The organism is Marisediminitalea alba (assembly GCF_002993365.1).
Taxonomy (GTDB): domain Bacteria; phylum Pseudomonadota; class Gammaproteobacteria; order Enterobacterales; family Alteromonadaceae; genus Alteromonas; species Alteromonas alba.
In genome coordinates, this window is the sequence record NZ_PVNP01000207.1 from 94,543 (window position 1) to 111,739 (window position 17,197).

General features: G+C 49.6%; 12 protein-coding genes and 2 pseudogenes. 4 read left to right on the forward strand and 10 right to left on the reverse strand.

All coding sequences use genetic code 11. From position 1 onward, the window contains the following. Positions 1–16: 16 nt before the first annotated feature. The 6 genes and pseudogenes from C6Y40_RS25630 to C6Y40_RS22645 all read right to left on the reverse strand — a co-directional run. A pseudogene (locus C6Y40_RS25630) lies at positions 17–655 on the reverse strand (molybdopterin oxidoreductase family protein); the annotation flags it as partial. Between the two features lie 6 nt (positions 656–661). Beyond that, positions 662–2,137, reverse strand: a pseudogene (locus C6Y40_RS25635) (molybdopterin-dependent oxidoreductase); the annotation flags it as partial. A gap of 14 nt (positions 2,138–2,151) precedes the next feature. Continuing rightward, on the reverse strand, positions 2,152–2,505 hold the full coding sequence (gene nirD / locus C6Y40_RS22630; RefSeq protein WP_105936660.1) for a nitrite reductase small subunit NirD: 354 nt from the start codon (positions 2,503–2,505) through the stop codon (positions 2,152–2,154). Positions 2,506–2,515: 10 nt separating this feature from the next. After that, on the reverse strand, positions 2,516–5,062 hold the full coding sequence (gene nirB, locus C6Y40_RS22635; RefSeq protein ID WP_105936675.1) for a nitrite reductase large subunit NirB: 2,547 nt from the start codon (positions 5,060–5,062) through the stop codon (positions 2,516–2,518). Positions 5,063–5,384: 322 nt separating this feature from the next. Beyond that, on the reverse strand, positions 5,385–7,103 hold the full coding sequence (locus C6Y40_RS22640) for a bifunctional protein-serine/threonine kinase/phosphatase (RefSeq protein ID WP_105936661.1): 1,719 nt from the start codon (positions 7,101–7,103) through the stop codon (positions 5,385–5,387). Between the two features lie 6 nt (positions 7,104–7,109). After that, the gene (locus C6Y40_RS22645) at positions 7,110–7,973 is read right to left on the reverse strand and encodes a formate/nitrite transporter family protein (RefSeq protein ID WP_105936662.1); all 864 of its coding nucleotides are present in this window, start codon (positions 7,971–7,973) and stop codon (positions 7,110–7,112) included. Between the two features lie 480 nt (positions 7,974–8,453). Here C6Y40_RS22645 and C6Y40_RS22650 point away from each other — a divergent pair, with 480 nt between their 5' ends. The 3 genes from C6Y40_RS22650 (at position 8,454) to C6Y40_RS22660 (ending at position 11,255) form a co-directional block, all read left to right on the forward strand. After that, complete coding sequence (locus C6Y40_RS22650; RefSeq protein ID WP_105936663.1) at positions 8,454–9,737, forward strand: nitrate- and nitrite sensing domain-containing protein; 1,284 nt, start codon at positions 8,454–8,456, stop codon at positions 9,735–9,737. Positions 9,738–9,799: 62 nt separating this feature from the next. Continuing rightward, the gene (locus C6Y40_RS22655; RefSeq protein ID WP_105936664.1) at positions 9,800–10,249 is read left to right on the forward strand and encodes an energy transducer TonB; all 450 of its coding nucleotides are present in this window, start codon (positions 9,800–9,802) and stop codon (positions 10,247–10,249) included. Between the two features lie 58 nt (positions 10,250–10,307). Further along, entirely contained in the window at positions 10,308–11,255 is a 948-nt protein-coding gene (locus tag C6Y40_RS22660; RefSeq protein WP_105936665.1) for a septation protein IspZ, read from the forward strand. Here the strand turns inward: C6Y40_RS22660 and C6Y40_RS22665 are convergent. The 4 genes from C6Y40_RS22665 to C6Y40_RS22680 form a co-directional block, all read right to left on the reverse strand. Continuing rightward, complete coding sequence (locus C6Y40_RS22665; protein ID WP_105936666.1) at positions 11,242–12,309, reverse strand: lipocalin-like domain-containing protein; 1,068 nt, start codon at positions 12,307–12,309, stop codon at positions 11,242–11,244. The genes C6Y40_RS22660 and C6Y40_RS22665 overlap by 14 nt on opposite strands. After that, a complete protein-coding gene (locus C6Y40_RS22670) occupies positions 12,306–14,591 on the reverse strand; it encodes an ABC transporter permease (RefSeq protein ID WP_146129632.1) in 2,286 nt (761 codons plus the stop codon). The genes C6Y40_RS22665 and C6Y40_RS22670 overlap by 4 nt, the downstream gene beginning before the upstream one ends. Before the next feature lie 11 nt (positions 14,592–14,602). After that, positions 14,603–15,256: an ABC transporter ATP-binding protein gene (locus tag C6Y40_RS22675; protein WP_105936668.1), complete on the reverse strand. Its 654-nt coding sequence runs from the start codon at positions 15,254–15,256 to the stop codon at positions 14,603–14,605. Positions 15,257–15,388: 132 nt separating this feature from the next. After that, the gene (locus C6Y40_RS22680; protein WP_105936669.1) at positions 15,389–16,210 is read right to left on the reverse strand and encodes an acyl-CoA thioesterase; all 822 of its coding nucleotides are present in this window, start codon (positions 16,208–16,210) and stop codon (positions 15,389–15,391) included. Positions 16,211–16,401: 191 nt separating this feature from the next. Between C6Y40_RS22680 and C6Y40_RS22685 the strand changes: the two genes are divergently transcribed. Further along, positions 16,402–17,163, forward strand: a complete 762-nt coding sequence (locus tag C6Y40_RS22685) for an IS5 family transposase (RefSeq protein ID WP_105932999.1) — start codon at positions 16,402–16,404, stop codon at positions 17,161–17,163. Positions 17,164–17,197: the final 34 nt, after the last annotated feature.

Sequence of the window (17,197 nt, forward strand, 5' to 3'; positions counted from 1 at the left end):
CCCCGTGTTTTAATTCCGGCTGTCCGGACAGCGCATCGTTCGCGCCATTTAACAACGCGCCAACCCGGGCATGAGAGCCCCAGGTAGCAGACCAGTGGAAAGGCGCAAACATTTCGCCACGACGCTGTTTATCATCTATTTTTACCGGCAGAATGACTTCTATCCCACCACTACAGGCCGCTTCGGCTTTGATCAGATCACCGTCTTTAACGTCAAGTACTTGTGCATCCACTGGATGAATACTTAACCAGGGCCGGTCGATATGTTTGAGTAAGCGCGGCGCGTTACCAGTACGGGTCATGGTGTGCCACTGGTCCCGCACGCGGCCGGTGTTTAATACAAACGGGTATTCGGCGCTGGTTTGCTGCTCAGGTAAACGTGGCGTGATGGCCACAAAATTAGCTTTGCCGTCTGGCGTGTAAAAAGACCCGTCAGCAAACAGCCGGTCTGTCCCAATACGGTGGGTGTTACTCAGGGGCCATTGCTGCGGGCGCAGACTATCGTATTGTGCGATGTTTAAGTCGGCCAACGGGCCCAAATCCAGTGCTCGGCTGCCGTTGTTATTGGCTGCAGTGAGTGCACAATGCTCTGCAAAAATCTCGGCGGGATGCTGATAGGCGAAAGCCTCTTCAAAGCCCATTGCCCGGCCTACCATCGACAGAATTTCCCAGTCGTGTTTGGCTTCACCCATGGGTTCAACCAATCCGCGCTGACGGGAAATTCGTCGCTCAGAATTAGTCACGGTGCCGTTTTTCTCAGACCAGCCCGTTGCTGGCAACGCGATGTGAGCATAGTTAAGGGTATCGGTTTGGGCTGCGGTGTCGGAAACAATGACCAGCTCACAATTTTTGAGCGCCGCTTCCACTAACGCGCGGTTTGGCATACTTGCCACCGGGTTGGTCGCCATGATCCAAAGGCATTTAACTTTACCATCAGCCGCAGCCTGAAACATATCCACGGCCCGTAAACCGGGCTTAGTGATTAGATTCGGTGCCTGCCAGAATGCTTTAACCGTAGCATGGTGCTCCGGATTATCGATATCCATATGCGCAGCCAGCATATTGGATAGACCGCCAACCTCTCGGCCGCCCATGGCATTGGGCTGACCAGTAATCGAAAACGGCCCGCTACCCTCTTTGCCGATTTTGCCTGAGGCTAGGTGGCAGTTGATAATGGCATTGCCTTTATCCACACCACTGGTTGACTGATTAATGCCCATGGAGAAAAACGTAATTGCCCGCGGCAGACTCGCAAACCAATTGAACAACTGCTCTATTACGGCAACCGGTACATCACAGGTTTGGGCAACTTTCGCGACTGTCCACGCTGAAGCTTCGGCCAGCGCTTCGGCAAACCCATTGGTTGAATTTTGAATAAACGTATCGTCAAGGGCATTGTGATGGGCAAGATAATTCAGCAAGCCACAAAACAATACGGCATCGGTGCCTGGCTTAAGCGCCACATGCAAATCGGCCAGTGAACAGCTGTCGGTTTCTCTGGGATCCACTACCACTACTTTCATGTCCGGGTTACGCAGTTTAGCCCGTTCAATGCGCTGGAATAATACCGGGTGCGTCCAGGCCGCGTTGCTGCCGGTCAGGATCAGTAAATCAGTGTGCTCAAGGTCTTCGTAATTACACGGCACAATGTCTTCGCCAAAGGCCCGTTTGTGGGCCACCACCGCAGAAGACATACACAGCCGCGAGTTAGTATCGATATTCGCAGTACCAATAAATCCTTTCATCAGTTTATTGGCTACGTAGTAATCTTCGGTGAGCAACTGTCCAGAACCGTAAATCGCTACAGCATCCGGGCCATGTTGCTCAATAATACTCTTCATTCTGGCCGCGATGATCGACGTGGCTTCATCCCAGCTGGCCGGTTGCCCAAACACCACCGGCTTAAGTAAACGCTTATTGCCATCCAGGGTCTCCAGCAGATGGGTGCCCTTGATACACAGGCGCCCATAGTTGGCCGGATGTTCAGCGGAACCTTTCAGCTCGCTGAGACTGCCAGTCATGCCGCCGCTTTGCACCACATCCACACCACAGCCCACACCGCAGTAGGGACAAGTGGTTTGTACCAGTTTATTGGCTACTTGGTGCTTTGTGTTTACTTGCAACAGCATGGCATTCATCTTATCACCTGTTATTAAAGTTCGATTAATACGCGGTCTTGTTCAACGCGCACCGGATAGGTGTTAACGCTGATGTCATCGCGTTCAAGGCAAGCGCCCGAATCCAAATCGTAGTGCTCTTTGTAAAGCGGTGACGCCACGACAATTTTATCGGTTAACGTTCCTACGATACCTCGATACAGTACATTGGCCTCACCAATGGGATCCCAGTTGTTGATGGCGAAAAGGTTCTCTTCGCCGTCGAGCTGTACACTGAAAATCGCTACCTGTACATCGCCTATCAGCGCACACACACCACTATTGGTGACCAGGTCATCCACATGACACACATCATGCCATTGAGCAATAATATTAGCCTGAGCCTGCATGATAATTCTCCTAAACGAGTTCTACGGGAATGGCTTTACCAGCCGAGAATTTTTCGGCCTTGGTGGCCGGACGAATCTGCTCGCGCTCGGTAACGAACTGGATATTTGAATCCGACTCATCACTGTTAACGAACTGACGAAAACGTTTTAATGCTTCAGGCGATTCAACGGTGGTTTTCCACTCGCACTGATAGGTATCGGCGATATGCTGCATCTGTGCTTCTAGCTCGTCACAAATGCCCAGCGAATCGTCAATCACCACTGATTTGAGATACTCCAGGCCGCCCTCCAGATTTTCCATCCACACCGATGTGCGTTGTAAACGGTCTGCCGTTTTTGTGTAGAACATCAGCACACGGTCGATGTATTTAACCAGCGTGGCATCGTCCAGATCGGTGGCGAATAAATCTGCGTGGCGCGGTTTCATCCCACCGTTACCACAAACGTAGAGGTTCCAGCCGTTTTCGGTGGCGATAACGCCAATGTCTTTGCCCTGCGCTTCAGCGCATTCACGGGTACAGCCTGACACGGCAAATTTAATTTTGTGCGGGGCGCGCAAGCCTTTGTAGCGGTTTTCTAAATCAATGGCCTGGCCAACTGAGTCCTGCACACCATAACGGCACCAGGTACTGCCTACACAGGACTTAACGGTCCGCAACGCCTTGGCATAGGCATGCCCGGTTTCAAACCCGCCTGCCACCAGCTCTTCCCAGATGGCTGGAAGCTGGTCGACACGGGCACCGAATAAATCGATACGCTGACCACCGGTAATCTTGGTATACAAGTTATAGCGCTTGGCCACATCACCTAACAGAATGAGTTTGTCAGGGGTAATTTCCCCGCCTGCTACCCGTGGCACGATGGAATAAGTACCGTCTTTTTGCATATTGCCCAGATAGGTATCATTGGTGTCCTGAAGCGGTTGATGCTGGTTAGCCAGAATGTAGTCATTCCATACTGACGCAAAGATAGACGCTGCTGCAGGTTTACATATGTCACAGCCAAGGCCTTTACCGTGTTTTTCCAGCAGTTCTTCAAAGCTTTGGATTTTACCCACCTGAATCAGGTGATACAGCTCCTGACGTGAATAATCAAAGTGCTCACAAATGGCTTTGGACACTTCTACGCCACGTTTTTCCAGCTCGCTGTCGACCACGTTTTTCAGTAACGCCGCACAACCGCCACAGCCAGTGGCCGCTTTGGTGTTGGATTTTACATCACCTACTGAGCAGCAACCGCTATCGATTGCGCCTACGATGTCACCTTTGGAAACATTGTGGCAAGAACAAATAGTCGCCGTATCGCCCAGTGCATCGGCTCCCAGTTGTGGCTTTTCGCCAGCAGAGGGTAGGATTAACGATTCAGGACTGTCCGGCAAGGCGATACTGTTCAGGGCATACTGCAACAGGGTGTCGTAATCGCTGGTATCACCAATCAGTACCGCGCCCAGCACCAGTGATTTATTGGCATCGACAACCAGCTTTTTATATACCCCTTCCGGCTGGTTATGATAGGTGTAAGACAATGCGCCGGGAGTACGGCCATGGGCATCACCAATAGAGCCCACTTCCACGCCCATCAGCTTCAGTTTGGTACTCATATCAAAGCCGGTAAATTCGCCCTCACCACCGATGATATCGGCAACAGCAGCACGTGCCATGGCATAGCCAGGGGCTACCAGACCATAGATCTTCTTATCCCACAGGGCACACTCGCCAATGGCATAAACATTCTCATCAGAAGTTTTACACTGATTATCGATAACGATGCCGCCACGTTCGCCGATCACCAACCCAAATTGACGCGCCAGTTGATCGCTCGGGCGGATCCCGGCAGAAAACAGCACCAGATCGGTTTCCAGGTGCGTGCCGTCAGAGAACTTCATGCGATAACGACAAGTTTCACCCGCTTCAATACATTCGGTGGCTTTTTGCGTGTGCACCTGCACATCAAGTGCTTCAATTTTGTCTTTGAGCAACTCCCCCCCCATGGGATCGAGCTGCACCGCCATCAGCTGCGGGGCAAATTCCACCACGTGGGTATCCAGCCCGGCCTGCTTGAGCGCATTTGCCGCTTCAAGACCTAACAGACCACCACCCACGACAACACCGACTTTGCTTTGTGCGGCAGAAGCGCTGATAGCTTCCAAATCTTCAATGGTCCGGTACACCAGGCAGTGTTCCTGATCGTTACCCGGAATAGGCGGCACAAAGGGATAAGAACCAGTTGCCAGTACCAGGGTATCGTACTCATACGTCTCGCCTGATTGAGTTGTAACGATCTGCTTTTCACGGTCGATGTCGGTGACCCAAGCGTTGGTGACGGCATTCACGCCCCACTCCTGATAGGTTTGCTCATCGGTCAGCGCCAGGTCGGCAGCGGTTTTACCGGAAAAATAAGAGGAGAGGTAAACACGGTCATAAGCCAGTCGGCTTTCGCCACTTAATACCGTGATATGGCAGTTGTGCTCACTGTTAATCAGTTGCTCAACAAAGTGGTGACCCACCATACCATTACCAATAATAACGATGCGTTGTTGCCGTGATGAAATGTTCATTTCGTCTACCTTTTTTAAAGGCAAAAAAAAACCCACAACCATTCCTGGTTGTGGGCTTCGTTGCCTGTTTAAGCGTTTGCCAATCTGTTTGTGAAGACCCCTGTGTTGCGCTATTGCTTGCTATTGCTTGCTATTGCTTAACAACGAACATGCCACAAGAGTCTTGATGTAATTCTGATACCACTATAGCAATACAAGTTAAGTGCCAACATTTATAATTAATTATTTTCAATCACTTAGCTTTTTTCGCACTTCAATGCACCCTACTGACACGCACCAAAACGAAGCAAAATCCTATTATTGGTGCATCGCTTTGGCGGCTCTACGTGATGTCGAACAGCAGCACCAGCAGCACAATTACCATAATAGCCAGAATGCCAGAGATGCCCTGCCATGCCCTTACCGGGTGCCGCTCCATTAACGGTAGCGTGCGACCATACGCCGGATTAGGATGATGCAGGTCATAAACAAATTCCGACAAACTCTCGTAGCGCTTGTTAGCCTGGGGGTGACAAGCACGCTTTATAGTGGCATCCAGCCACGCTGGCACCGACACATTGCGCTGATTTAAGCTAATGTAACGCAGTTTAAGTAACCCTGAGTAACTGGTCTTTTTGGCCACGCTGGCATCATAGGGGTATTCCCCGGACAACAGGTAATACAGTAATACCGCTAAAGAGAATTGCTCGGCGCGCTCATCCGGCCACAGGCCAACGAAATACTCTGGCGCAGCAAACAGCAAATCGCCTGGAATAAACAACTGCTCGCTGGCCATTAAAAAGTTGTGACCGCAAAAGCTGGCAGCACCATAGTCAATCAGCGTAAGGGTATTGTTGTCGCCAACCAGCACATTCTCCGGACGAATATCCTGATGCAATATCCCCTGCCGGTGCAGTGCGGTTAAAGCGCCGGATAATTGCGTAGCCCAGTCTCTGAGTAACATCAGATCAGGAGCCCCGTTATCATCACGCCACTGCCGTAAACTAACGCCCGCGCTGTACGCAAGCACAATATAAAAGCAGCTACGGGAAAACGTCTCACTGACGCCAGCAAGCAATTGCGGGTGAGCAACCCGCTTAGCCACCCACTCCTCTTTAATCATCTCATCTAAAAAGCCACTGTTATCCTGCATCGACACGGCAGGCACTTTAAGTACCACCTGTTCATTAGTGTGGTTGTGACGGGCAAGGTATACGCTACTGCGATCGGTTGTGCTTAGCTGCTTTTCCACACACCACTCGTCAATAACGCTGCTGGCTGTGATTGGGCTTTGAATAAATGGCAGGTAACCGGCCGACCCATAAGTCACTGGCACCGGCTTGTTAATAGCAGTAACGTTAACCGCAGCAATGGTCAGGTTATCAGTACAACCGAAATCCAGCGCCATATTGGCAACCTGTTCACAGCCCTTAGTTAAGTCGGTGTCAGCTTGTTGCAAAACGGCTAACCAGTCTTCGACGCTAAGTGTTTCGGCGATGCCGTCGGTCATCACCACAAAAATATCGCCGGGCAGAATATCCCTGGCACTAATATCGACATTTAACTCGGGTTTAATACCCAGTGCGTTACTGAGGTAATGATGGCCACCCTCACCTTGCTGACGATGATCTTCGGTACACAACTCGGCCTGGTGCTGACGCACATGATAAATACGGCTGTCGCCGCAGTGCAGTAATATGGCTTTATCGCCATACAGAAGCACGGCACTAAACGTACACACGTAGCCCTTATCCGGATTCTCCCGATAAGGGCTAAGCTGTGACTTGATATACAAGCGGGTATTAATGGTTCGCAGGACCAGCTCAGCGGCACGCGCCGGTGACCATACGTTGGCAGTCATCAGGTAATCGCGAACAAACTCATTAATAGCCAGTTCGCTGGCGTACTGACTTACCTGACTACTGCTGATCCCGTCTGCAACGGCGGCAATAACGCCACGCCGCTGCAAACGCGAAAAATCAGGCACTGTCACTGCGTGACAGTCCTGATTAATGGTTTTTATTCCTTTGCCGGAGAATGCTCCCCAGCGTACTTCAGGCATAAAAGCTTATACTTTATCGTTCACTTTCGCCGCCGGTACTGCTTTGTTAGTACCACCAGTAGCCAGTACACGCTTAGGTGCAGTTTTAACGTGCGTTGAATAAAGCGTCAGGCCAGTGAATGCTAACCCCCCTACCAGGTTACCTAAAGCTGTTGGGATCTCGTTCCAGATGAAATAGTCCATCACAGAGAAGTCACCACCCATGATCAGGCCAAACGGGAACAGGAACATATTAACCACTGAATGTTCAAAACCCATAAAGAAGAACAGCATGATAGGCATCCACATCGCCAGTACCTTACCGCTCACGTGGGTAGAAATCATCGCACCGACTACACCCAGTGATACCATCCAGTTACACAGCATGCCGCGGATAAAAATAGTAAACCAGCCAGCTGCACCGTATTCAGCATAACCCAGAGTACGCGCCTCACCGATACCGGCCACTTTGGTAGCAATAGCGCCGCCATCGGTGTTATAACCCATGGTAAAGATAAACGACATCATAAAAGCAACGGTTAACGCACCGGCAAAGTTACCCAGGAACACCAGTCCCCAGTTACGTAAAATTTGCGGCCAGGTAACCCCGGGCCGTTTAGCCAGCCAGGCCAGCGGCGCCAGTACAAACACACCGGTTAACAGGTCAAAGCCCATCAGATAAAGCATACAGAAACCAACCGGGAACAGGATAGCCCCAATCAGAAACACACCGGTTTTAACGGCGATTGTAATCGCAAATACTGCAGCAAGCGCCAGAATAGCACCAGCCATAAAAGCACGAATTAACGTGTCGCGGGTCGACATGTAAATCTTCGATTCACCCGCATCAACCATTTTGGTTGCAAACTCAGAAGGTAGTAAATACGCCATATTAATCACCTAAATATATTGAACAAAAACACACCCACAAACACTTCATTACAATCGTCAGGCACAAAAAAAGGCGTCCGCACTCACTCCTGAGAAGTAAGTTGCGGACGCCTTTATCCGAATTCTTTTCCAATTGTAAAACCATTACGGTTTGCTGTTTTTAACAAATACAATTTCGATGCCAACTTAAATAAAAATAAATTAGACATATTTATCAATAACTTAAAAACAATCCGCAATTTTTAGAAACGCTTATCCAAAAGTACGGCGCGCCACGATAGCGCAATTTCACCAATAAAGTGCATCCATTAACGGTACAACTTACTATGCTGCGGTTATTATTGCGCGTATTTTAGGCAAACCGTCCATTTACTGTTGATTTAAACCGCAAACAGCGCGCTTTATGACTAAAATATTACATAGGAATAAGAATTGCTTATCTCTCAGGTTTAACAGCCAGCGAATATTTCGGAGCGCCTGATGAGCAAACACAGTGACATTACCAAGCGATTTTTATTGTCAGCCAAGCATCAGGAAATTCAGGCATTACAGCATCTATCGTCAAACTGTCGCACGGTTAAAGCCGTAAAAGATATGATCCATCAGCTCCAGCGCGAACGTGGTTTAAGCAATGTATTCTTAGGTTCTAAGGGCGACCGGTTTGATGAGCAACGTCAGCAGCAAATTACCGCCAGTGAAGTCTGCGAGCAGGATTTACGCAGCCTGCTTAAGTCGCTTTACCTTGGCCAGCACGACAACGGCCAGTCCATGCGATTGCTTAGCAGTATCACCTTTGCCCTGCAGGGTATGGATCACTTACCCGATTTGCGCAATAAAATTGCTGCTCAGCAACTTACCCCGCTGGAATCCACCAACGCCTACTGCCGCTTAATTACCGGTTTACTCGACGTTGTTTTTGAGGCGGCCGATGTGGCCAGCGATCCAACCATGACCCGCCTGCTGGTAGCCCTGTTTAACTTTATGCAGGGTAAAGAATACGCCGGGCAGGAACGCGCCTGGGGCGCGATTGGCTTTGCTGAAAGTCACTTCGACAGTGATCTCGGAGATAGAATAAGCGCTCTCAGTGATTCACAGCAGCACTGTTTTGAAACCTTCGAAAACTTTGCCGATGACGAAGAAATGCAAATGTGGCAGTTACAGCAAACCAGCGACACGGCCACCCAGATCACCCGATTACGCGAAATGATCCAGTCGCTGGCCTCTGGCGGAGAATGCTCGGCTGAACTCAGCGAAATTTGGTACGACATCGCGACGCAGCGTATTGATGCCATGCAGTCAATTGAAGAGCACCTGACCGACCGCCTTACCGATCAGGCTACCCTGCGCATTCAACAGGCCGAAGAAGAGCTGCGTAATCATGAATTACTGATCGCAACACTGAACAGTTCACCACCACTTACTGATACGCCAATTACCATGCTTTACGACAATACGGTAAAGGGCCTCAAGGGGGCCGGAAGAGAAGCGAAAAAGCTGCCCGAGGGCTCTGCCCTGTCGGCGCATAAATCATTTTACGATCTTATCCGCGGCCAGGCTCAGCGCATCGAGGATATGGCAGATGAGCTCGGTGCCGCCAGACAGGCACTTAGTGAGCAAAAAGTGATTGACCGGGCCAAGTTGCTGTTGATGCAGCAGGGCAACTTGTCGGAGCAGCAGGCTTACCGCAAATTACAAAGCTCTGCCATGGAGCAAAATATGCGCCTTTCGGATCTGGCTCAGCGAGTAGTGAGCCGTGTTGGCTAATGACGCACTGCTAAAATTTTGCTATAAATCGCTGCCAACGTAATTAGCTAAAGGACATAGCCATGAAGAAGTACCTTGTTATCAGTCTGATAAGCCTGCTTGCCGGCTGTGCGAGTAACCAACTGACCACAGACTCACAGGCGGTAGACAGCGGGCTCGAACAACCGGCAGATGAGTCTGAGTTCGCATCACTCTGGACCCAGACAAAACGGGTAAATCCACAATATCCGATCAGCGCAGCAAAAGACGGTTTATCAGGTTGTGTGAATTTGTCATTTGTGGTTAACAATGAAGGCAGAGCTACGGAACAACAAGTGACCGACTCATTCCCTAAGGGCGTATTTGAAAAAAAGGCCATTGAGGCTTTAAAGCGGTGGCGCTGGAAACCCACAGCGGCTAACCCGGATAAACAGCCGGCCCGCTCTACCGTGCAGTTGGACTTTATGGTCCAGTACAGCAAAAACATCACCGTAGCAGAACAACGCTGTAGTATAAAGATACCTTCGTTTTAATAAAGATGGTGCGGCGATTAATGGATTCGTCACTTCCTCGCTTTTAAGGAGACCTCAGATGCGATTATGGACCTATCGACGTCCATTCAACTATGACAACAGCAACTATGAAGTCCACTATTCGTTTTCATTTACTACTTATACATCGCGGCTGTATAAAAACGGACACCTGATTGATGAGTTAACCGGTAACTTTATCGACGAGCTAAAAGTACTTACCCATACTGTCCACTCTGATAACGCAGGCAATACGCTAAAAGTGTCGGTGGGCTATATCAACTGGCTGACCGTTGGCATTGAGGTTTACCATAACCATGAGCGCATCTGCGCCAGTCACCCGGATAACGACATTTACTTTGCCGATAAGAAACTAAAAAAACTCGCCGGTACCCACGCACAAGAGACCGAAACACTCAAACAAGAACGCCAGAAACAAAGTGAGCAATGGCGAAAAAACAAACACTCCATTTTCGCCGATATCGGCTTAGGGGCGGCATTTTTTATTGTGTCCAAAACAACCGGCGACTTAACCGTGGCGGCATTTACCAGCATCGCTTTAGGCTTAGCTCTGGTAGTGGTACAGCGCTTTGTTAAAGTGGATTTACTTGGCGGCTTTGCTGTTTTTGGCACGGTTATGCTGTTGATATCCGCATTGTTATCGCTCACTTTCGACAGTGAGTTTTTTGTTCAGCTAAAAGGCACAATAATGGGAGTGCTGGGCGCACTGGTATTGCTAGTCGATGGCGTATTCCGTAAAGGGAGGTACTTCGCCCCTCGTTTTGAGCGTTACCTGAACTCACCGATAAAACATCAGCCATTTGTTATAGGGCTGAGTGTTCTCGGGCTAATGATGGCAGGCATTAATTACGCTGTGGCGACTCTGCTTACCGAAGATCAATGGTTAACCTACACCACGTTTATCGATATGCCCTTGTACCTCATTTTGTTTTTTATGTTGATATCGAAAACAAGCCAAAAAGAAGCGCCCGGAATCAGTAACCGGTAAGCTCCATATAGCCCTTTCCGGCATGACTGCCGCCAAATGAAATCGCTCCTTCGTAATAGGGATAGCGGCTGTCATTCCACTGGTCGGCTTTAAACGCTTCGGTGGTAATGTCGATTTGCTGCTTTGGGATACGAATTTGCCAGGTAACCGGGACTTCCCTGCCTGCCACCTCACTGGAGTTAACTGGTAAAATCTGCAGCTCATCCGGGCCAAGCGTTTGGGGCTCCCCCTGAGCACTGATTAACGTACCGGTGGTATAAGCCTCACTGCCCTCCACATACATGGTAAAGGCCATCAGTTTTCGCCCGTCGTCAAAATGCAGTGAAAACCAGTCCCAGCCCAAGGCGTCTTCATCAGCCAGTTGCGATGTCCATTCGTGATCGTACCAACCCATGCCGCTAACCTGATGGGTTATTCCATCCAGAGTGATCTGGCCGCTGGCGTTGATAAACGGCTGGCTGTAGTAGTAGGAACGATAGCGTCCGTCACCGGTTTTAAAACTCACGCCCTGTTGGCCGTGTTTTACAAAGGGCTTATCGGCAGTCAGGTTAAGTGTAAGCACAGCAGGGCCAGAAGTGGTGTTTAGCTCTGCAGGAAAAAGCGCCGCCTGCTGTTTACTCAGCCACTGCCATTCATCGATATAAAACGCTACGGGCGCGATGCTAAAACTGGCGATCCCCGTCCCCTGCTGAGCAAATTTCTCATCAAAATAATGCTGGGTCTGAGTATGCAACGAAGAATGCCCCATCCAGACCACACCTTCCCCCCAATTCGAAGTCAGTTCGGGGCGGGCAAATTTGAACAACGTAAACTGATAATTAAACGGCTCGCCGTTATCATTCTCCAGCAGCAGTGTAAGATACCACCACTCAATCTGATAGCCCTGATGCGGGGCGTGATCGGCAGGTAAAGACACAGGCTGTGCAATGCTTACCTGCGCCTGATTATCGGCCTTAAAACCGCCAAACAGTGAAGAGCGCTTATCTTGTTGGGATTGCAACGGCGCCGAAAAAGTACAGCCCAATATCAACAGGAAAAGCAATAGCCTGTTCATAGTGCTTCCTGTTGCGAGTAAAACCTGGCCTGTAACCTGCCAAGCGGCAATGCCATAAGTAGCAGTAACAGGCCCAGCCCAATCAGTAGACTTTGCATAATAATCATCGGGTCGAGGATGAGCGGATAGGTCCAGTGAAAGGCAAAGCGATTAACTTTATTCACCAGCAACCAGGCCAGTAACAGCGCAAATGGCAGTGCCAGCAACGCACAACTCACCGCAATAAAACAATACTGCGAAAACAATGACAGCTTGATACGAAACGGGCTGACGCCAACGCTGCGCAGCAGCAACAGTTGTGGCTTAATATCCATCACCAACAGCGTAATCGACACAAAAAACGATAGCGCGGCCACCAGCATAGTGACCAGGTTTAACGTGTCAGTGGTTAAAAATGTGCGGGAGAACACCATCATCGACTGCTCAATCAGAGTGCTTCGCGGGATAAGACGTGCTGACTCACTATGCTCGTTAAGCCAGCTTTCAAGCGCCGCCTCCTCTGAAGACGAAGCAAAAGCGGCATAAGCAGAAATAAGCGCATACTCATTGGAGAGCAGCGCCTCTGGCAGCAACACCTGAGCTTTAGGGTTACCGTAATCCGGATACACGCCCACTATTTCAAAGGCTTGCAGCCCGCTGGTTAAAGGCAAGCTAACAGTGTCGCCGGTACTAAGCCCCTCCCGATACGCAAATTGTTGATTAATGAACACACCACGCTGTGCATGAAAAGCAGACCAGGCCCAGGGCGATTGGTCATCGAGCATTAAATACTGTTGATATTCAATACCATCAGGGAAACTGCGTAACTCAAGGGTTTGCCCGTTAACACGAACGTCTTTGCCATAGCGGGCAAGCAGTGGCACCGGTGCCGCTTCCCCTTTAGATAAATCCCCTTCAAAATCCGTGTAGACATAAAAGGGGGCAAACAGGCGTTGCTCCAGCCATTGCTCCGTGGCCTGGCGAAAACTGTCGACCATCACATTCATGCCAATATTAGCCGCCAGCGCGATAAAAAATGCACAGGCCGCCAGTCTGGTGCGCTGCGAAAGACTCACTGCATTGTGCATACTCCAGTGCAGCAGCGGTTTTGTTGTACTAATCCGCCGTGCAACCAGGCTCATTAACTGCGGCATCAGCAACACAACCGTGGTGCAACCAGCAATCAGCACCAGACCAATATACAAAAGCGCCTGTAGCTGACTGGCTACCAGCCACGCTCCAAGCGCCACTGCCGCTAAGCTCAGTAACAGCCAGAAGTTATAGACCGGTTTAAAACGCTGCTTAAATACCGCCACCAGATAACTGCGCCGGGCCAGACTGTGAGCCAGAAGTTGCCTGATCAACAGCCCCATTATCATCACCGCTATTGCACAAAACACAACGGCCAGCAACATCAGGCGCGGCGTGGAAAACTGACCTCCGCTAAACTGCCCGTCCAGTAAAAACCGGTAAATGTTACTCAGCACCGGCGTGATAGCACTAACCAGAGAAGCCCCGGCAATGACTCCGCCAACCGCGCCAACAAGCGCCAGAATAAACATTTCTAGTTGCAAAACCCGTAGCAATATTGCCTGACTGACGCCCAGTTGGCGCAGTTTAACCAACACCGGCGTACGCGCCGCCAACAGCAGGTTAAAGGCATTAAACACAATAAAGATGCTGACCAGCACCATCAGTGCGCCCATGGCCCACAGGTTGAGGCTGAAACTGTCACTCAGATTGCTGGCTGAGGAAGTCAACGTGAAGGGCGCTAATTGAAGATGTGCAGGCAGTGATTCTTCCAGCAGCTTATACTGCTCGGGAGATAGTGCCCCAACCACCAGCAGGCCGCTTAGGGGATGGGTTTGTAAAGTGACGTCGTCACGGTAAAACTGATTGATATCCTCAATACCATTGAGCGCCGCCTGTTGAGCAATGCTGTTTTGCTGAGACGTTGAGCGATTAGCGGCTGGCAACAGATTAAACAGCGGAACCGTATCAACCGCTAGCCGATCACTGGTTTGAGTGTAAGCCACTAAGGCGTTAAGCCCCTGACGCCGAAGGGCTGCATAATCAGAACGCGTAAGTGGGCTATTTTCACTGCGCGGAATGACATGAAAATTAATCGGTACATCAACCAGCGCAAACTGCTTTAACTGAGAGGATGCGCCGGCATTAATAAGTGCTACGGCTGTGAGGCCGGCGCTGGCAATAAAGATCGCCACGATAATTAGCAATGGCTCCCAAAAACGCTGGCGATAGGTGGCCAGTTGGGTGCCCAGCGCCAGGATAAGAACTCGCATGGCCCGCGACATTACTCTTGCGCTAACCGGCCCTGATGGAGCCGATACTGAGTTTGAGCGCGCCTGGCAACATCCGAGCTGTGGGTTACGACCACCAATGCCGCGCCCTGCTCCTGACAATAATTAAACAGCAACTGGCTCACTATATCGCTGGTTTGCTCATCAAGGTTGCCGGTGGGCTCATCGGCAAGCACCACATCAGGCAGGTGGTTAAGCGCGCGGGCAATGGCAACCCGTTGCTGCTCGCCACCAGAGAGCATACTGACCGGCGCTTTGTGCCGATCCGCCAGTCCCAGATTGTTCAGCAAGGTTTGCTGGCGGGAGGCATTGTAGTTACCTTTTAAGCGAGCGGTAAAGGCCACGTTATCCCAAACATTAAAACAGTCCAGCAGATTAAACTGCTGAAAGATCACCCCAAGGTGATGCATTCTAAACGAATCGGCGGCTTCCTGGGATAAACGCTCTAACGCATGCCCGGCAATCACAATGGTGCCACCAGAGCTTTGTTCAAACCCCGCCAGTAAGGCCAGCAACGTGGATTTACCACAGCCGGATGCGCCCTGAATACTCACCGATTGCCCGGCGATAACATTCAGCGAAAGCTGGTCGATAATGGGGGAAGATGAGTCAGGGTAGTGTTTTAGAAGGTCAGATACTGCGATCATTATTCGATTTTGTTCCTTAATCGACTACACCTTACGAGGCGCTGTATACCTCTAGTTTAACGTAAATTAACCAATTTAAGATTAATTACAAGGTCACCAGATAGGCAGCATCAATGTTTTAGCAAAAAGCTTTTAGTCAAAAACCACCACCGCCTGCCGGCTCAGCGCTACCAATCGTTCCTGTTCATCCCAAATTTTCGCCTCGGTGTGGGCATAGCCATTAGCGGCAAACCGGGTATTCACCTCATACGCAAACCAGGGGTTACCGGCAACGGGAATAAGCGGGTTCACAAACTCCAGATCCCAGCTTACCGTGCTCATCGGTGCCGGGGCTCCAAGTTGCTGCACCAATGCTGGCGGCCATGCATCAATTAACGCTATGAGGTGAGTAAGGCCAAATTGCTCTACCGGCGCGTGGTTGCGCATCCAGCCGAGATAATGACAGTGTGCGCTGCCGGTGAAAGGATGTTGCCCCTCTAACATTGCCAGATCGTAGTGATGAAAAAACCTCGGCAATTTATCTGCATCGGTTCCCATTAAGGTTGCCTTATCTGGTGGTTCAAATTGGTGCGAAGGCAGCTTGTTGATATGCAATTTCGAGGTTAGCTCAACACCATAACAGGCCTGAACACAAACGCTGACTTTGCCTGCCTGATTCAGCTTTACCAGATATTGCGACATATTGCGGCCGGAGCGTAACTGCTCTATGACGATTTCAAAGGGTTCATCAAATACCACCGGGCCAACAAAGTTAGTGTGAAATGTGCGCAAGACGCGATCCGGCGCGACTATCATGCTCAGTGCATAGTACACCATCGCCGCACTTATACCACCAAAGGCCGTACGCCCCTGCCCCCAGTCATCAGGCAAACCTGGGTGAGTTACCCGCCATTGGTTATCGCTTACAGCTGTAACGGCAGACATGCTCGCGAACAATTGATCAATGTGGTGCATCAGACTTTTGCTCCTTTTTACCAGTTATTAGAATGTTAATAGACACTTAACACTAATACTTTATCGGTATCCTGTTGTTTTAATCTAAGTATCAGATAGTTAGGGCGTGTTGATCTTTCGTGAGTAATTTTTAAACAGCATGGTAAAGGGTTATAATTTGCTTCGCCAAAAGTAAAACCATAACCAATACCATGCCAAGAACAATACTAACTGATATTCGATGGGAACTGCTACTTCAAGTTATGAAAAGTACAGGCCGTATTTACGATAAAACTGAACATCGAATGACATTTGAAGGAATACTTTATCGAATGAGAACTGGTATTCCTTGGCGAGATCTGCCCTCTGAATTCGGAGAGTGGAGTACCGTATACAGACGATTTAATCTTTGGTCAAAGAAAGGGATTTTAGATAACCTTTTCAAAAGCTTATCTAGCATGGCTGATTTTGAGTGGGTCTTTCTTGATGGCTCGATAGTTCGAGCACATCAACATAGCACAGGAGCAGCAACTGAAAGCTCAGAGCAAATAGGCAAAAGTCGTGGGGGTAATTCAACCAAAATTCACTTAGCTGTAGATAGTGGAGGATTACCGATTTGTTTCGACTTATCAGAAGGTCAACGCCACGATGTTGTTCATGCGAATAGTTTGGTTGAACAGCTTGATGAAGTGAACACTGTCGTTTGTGATAAAGGCTATGATAGCGAACAATTCCGCTGTTTTGTTCGTGACCACGGTGGAACACCAGTGATTGCTACACGGAATTACGGTCAAGATATTGATAAAAAAAGCATGGATTGGTGCTTATACAAATACCGACATTTGGTTGAAAATGCATTTGCAAGAATTAAGCAATATCGAGCTATTTCAACTAGATACGATAAGTTAGAGCGAAATTATGCCAGCATGGTATCGCTGGCATTTATGTTAATGTGGCTGCCGATGTATTGTTGAGCAAAATATGTACAGAAAAGATCAACACGCCCTA

Excerpts from the sequence above, each read along its gene's own strand:
- C6Y40_RS22645 (WP_105936662.1), bottom strand. The coding sequence starts at position 7,973 with ATGGCGTATTTACTACCTTCTGAGTTTGCAACCAAAATGGTTGATGCG.
- C6Y40_RS22685 (WP_105932999.1), top strand. The coding sequence starts at position 16,402 with ATGCCAAGAACAATACTAACTGATATTCGATGGGAACTGCTACTTCAA.
- C6Y40_RS22650 (WP_105936663.1), top strand. The coding sequence starts at position 8,454 with ATGAGCAAACACAGTGACATTACCAAGCGATTTTTATTGTCAGCCAAG.
- C6Y40_RS22665 (WP_105936666.1), bottom strand. The coding sequence starts at position 12,309 with ATGAACAGGCTATTGCTTTTCCTGTTGATATTGGGCTGTACTTTTTCG.
- nirB (WP_105936675.1), bottom strand. The coding sequence starts at position 5,062 with ATGAACATTTCATCACGGCAACAACGCATCGTTATTATTGGTAATGGT.
- C6Y40_RS22655 (WP_105936664.1), top strand. The coding sequence starts at position 9,800 with ATGAAGAAGTACCTTGTTATCAGTCTGATAAGCCTGCTTGCCGGCTGT.
- C6Y40_RS22670 (WP_146129632.1), bottom strand. The coding sequence starts at position 14,591 with ATGCGAGTTCTTATCCTGGCGCTGGGCACCCAACTGGCCACCTATCGC.
- C6Y40_RS22680 (WP_105936669.1), bottom strand. The coding sequence starts at position 16,210 with ATGCACCACATTGATCAATTGTTCGCGAGCATGTCTGCCGTTACAGCT.
- C6Y40_RS22675 (WP_105936668.1), bottom strand. The coding sequence starts at position 15,256 with ATGATCGCAGTATCTGACCTTCTAAAACACTACCCTGACTCATCTTCC.
- C6Y40_RS22640 (WP_105936661.1), bottom strand. The coding sequence starts at position 7,103 with ATGCCTGAAGTACGCTGGGGAGCATTCTCCGGCAAAGGAATAAAAACC.
- nirD (WP_105936660.1), bottom strand. The coding sequence starts at position 2,505 with ATGCAGGCTCAGGCTAATATTATTGCTCAATGGCATGATGTGTGTCAT.
- C6Y40_RS22660 (WP_105936665.1), top strand. The coding sequence starts at position 10,308 with ATGCGATTATGGACCTATCGACGTCCATTCAACTATGACAACAGCAAC.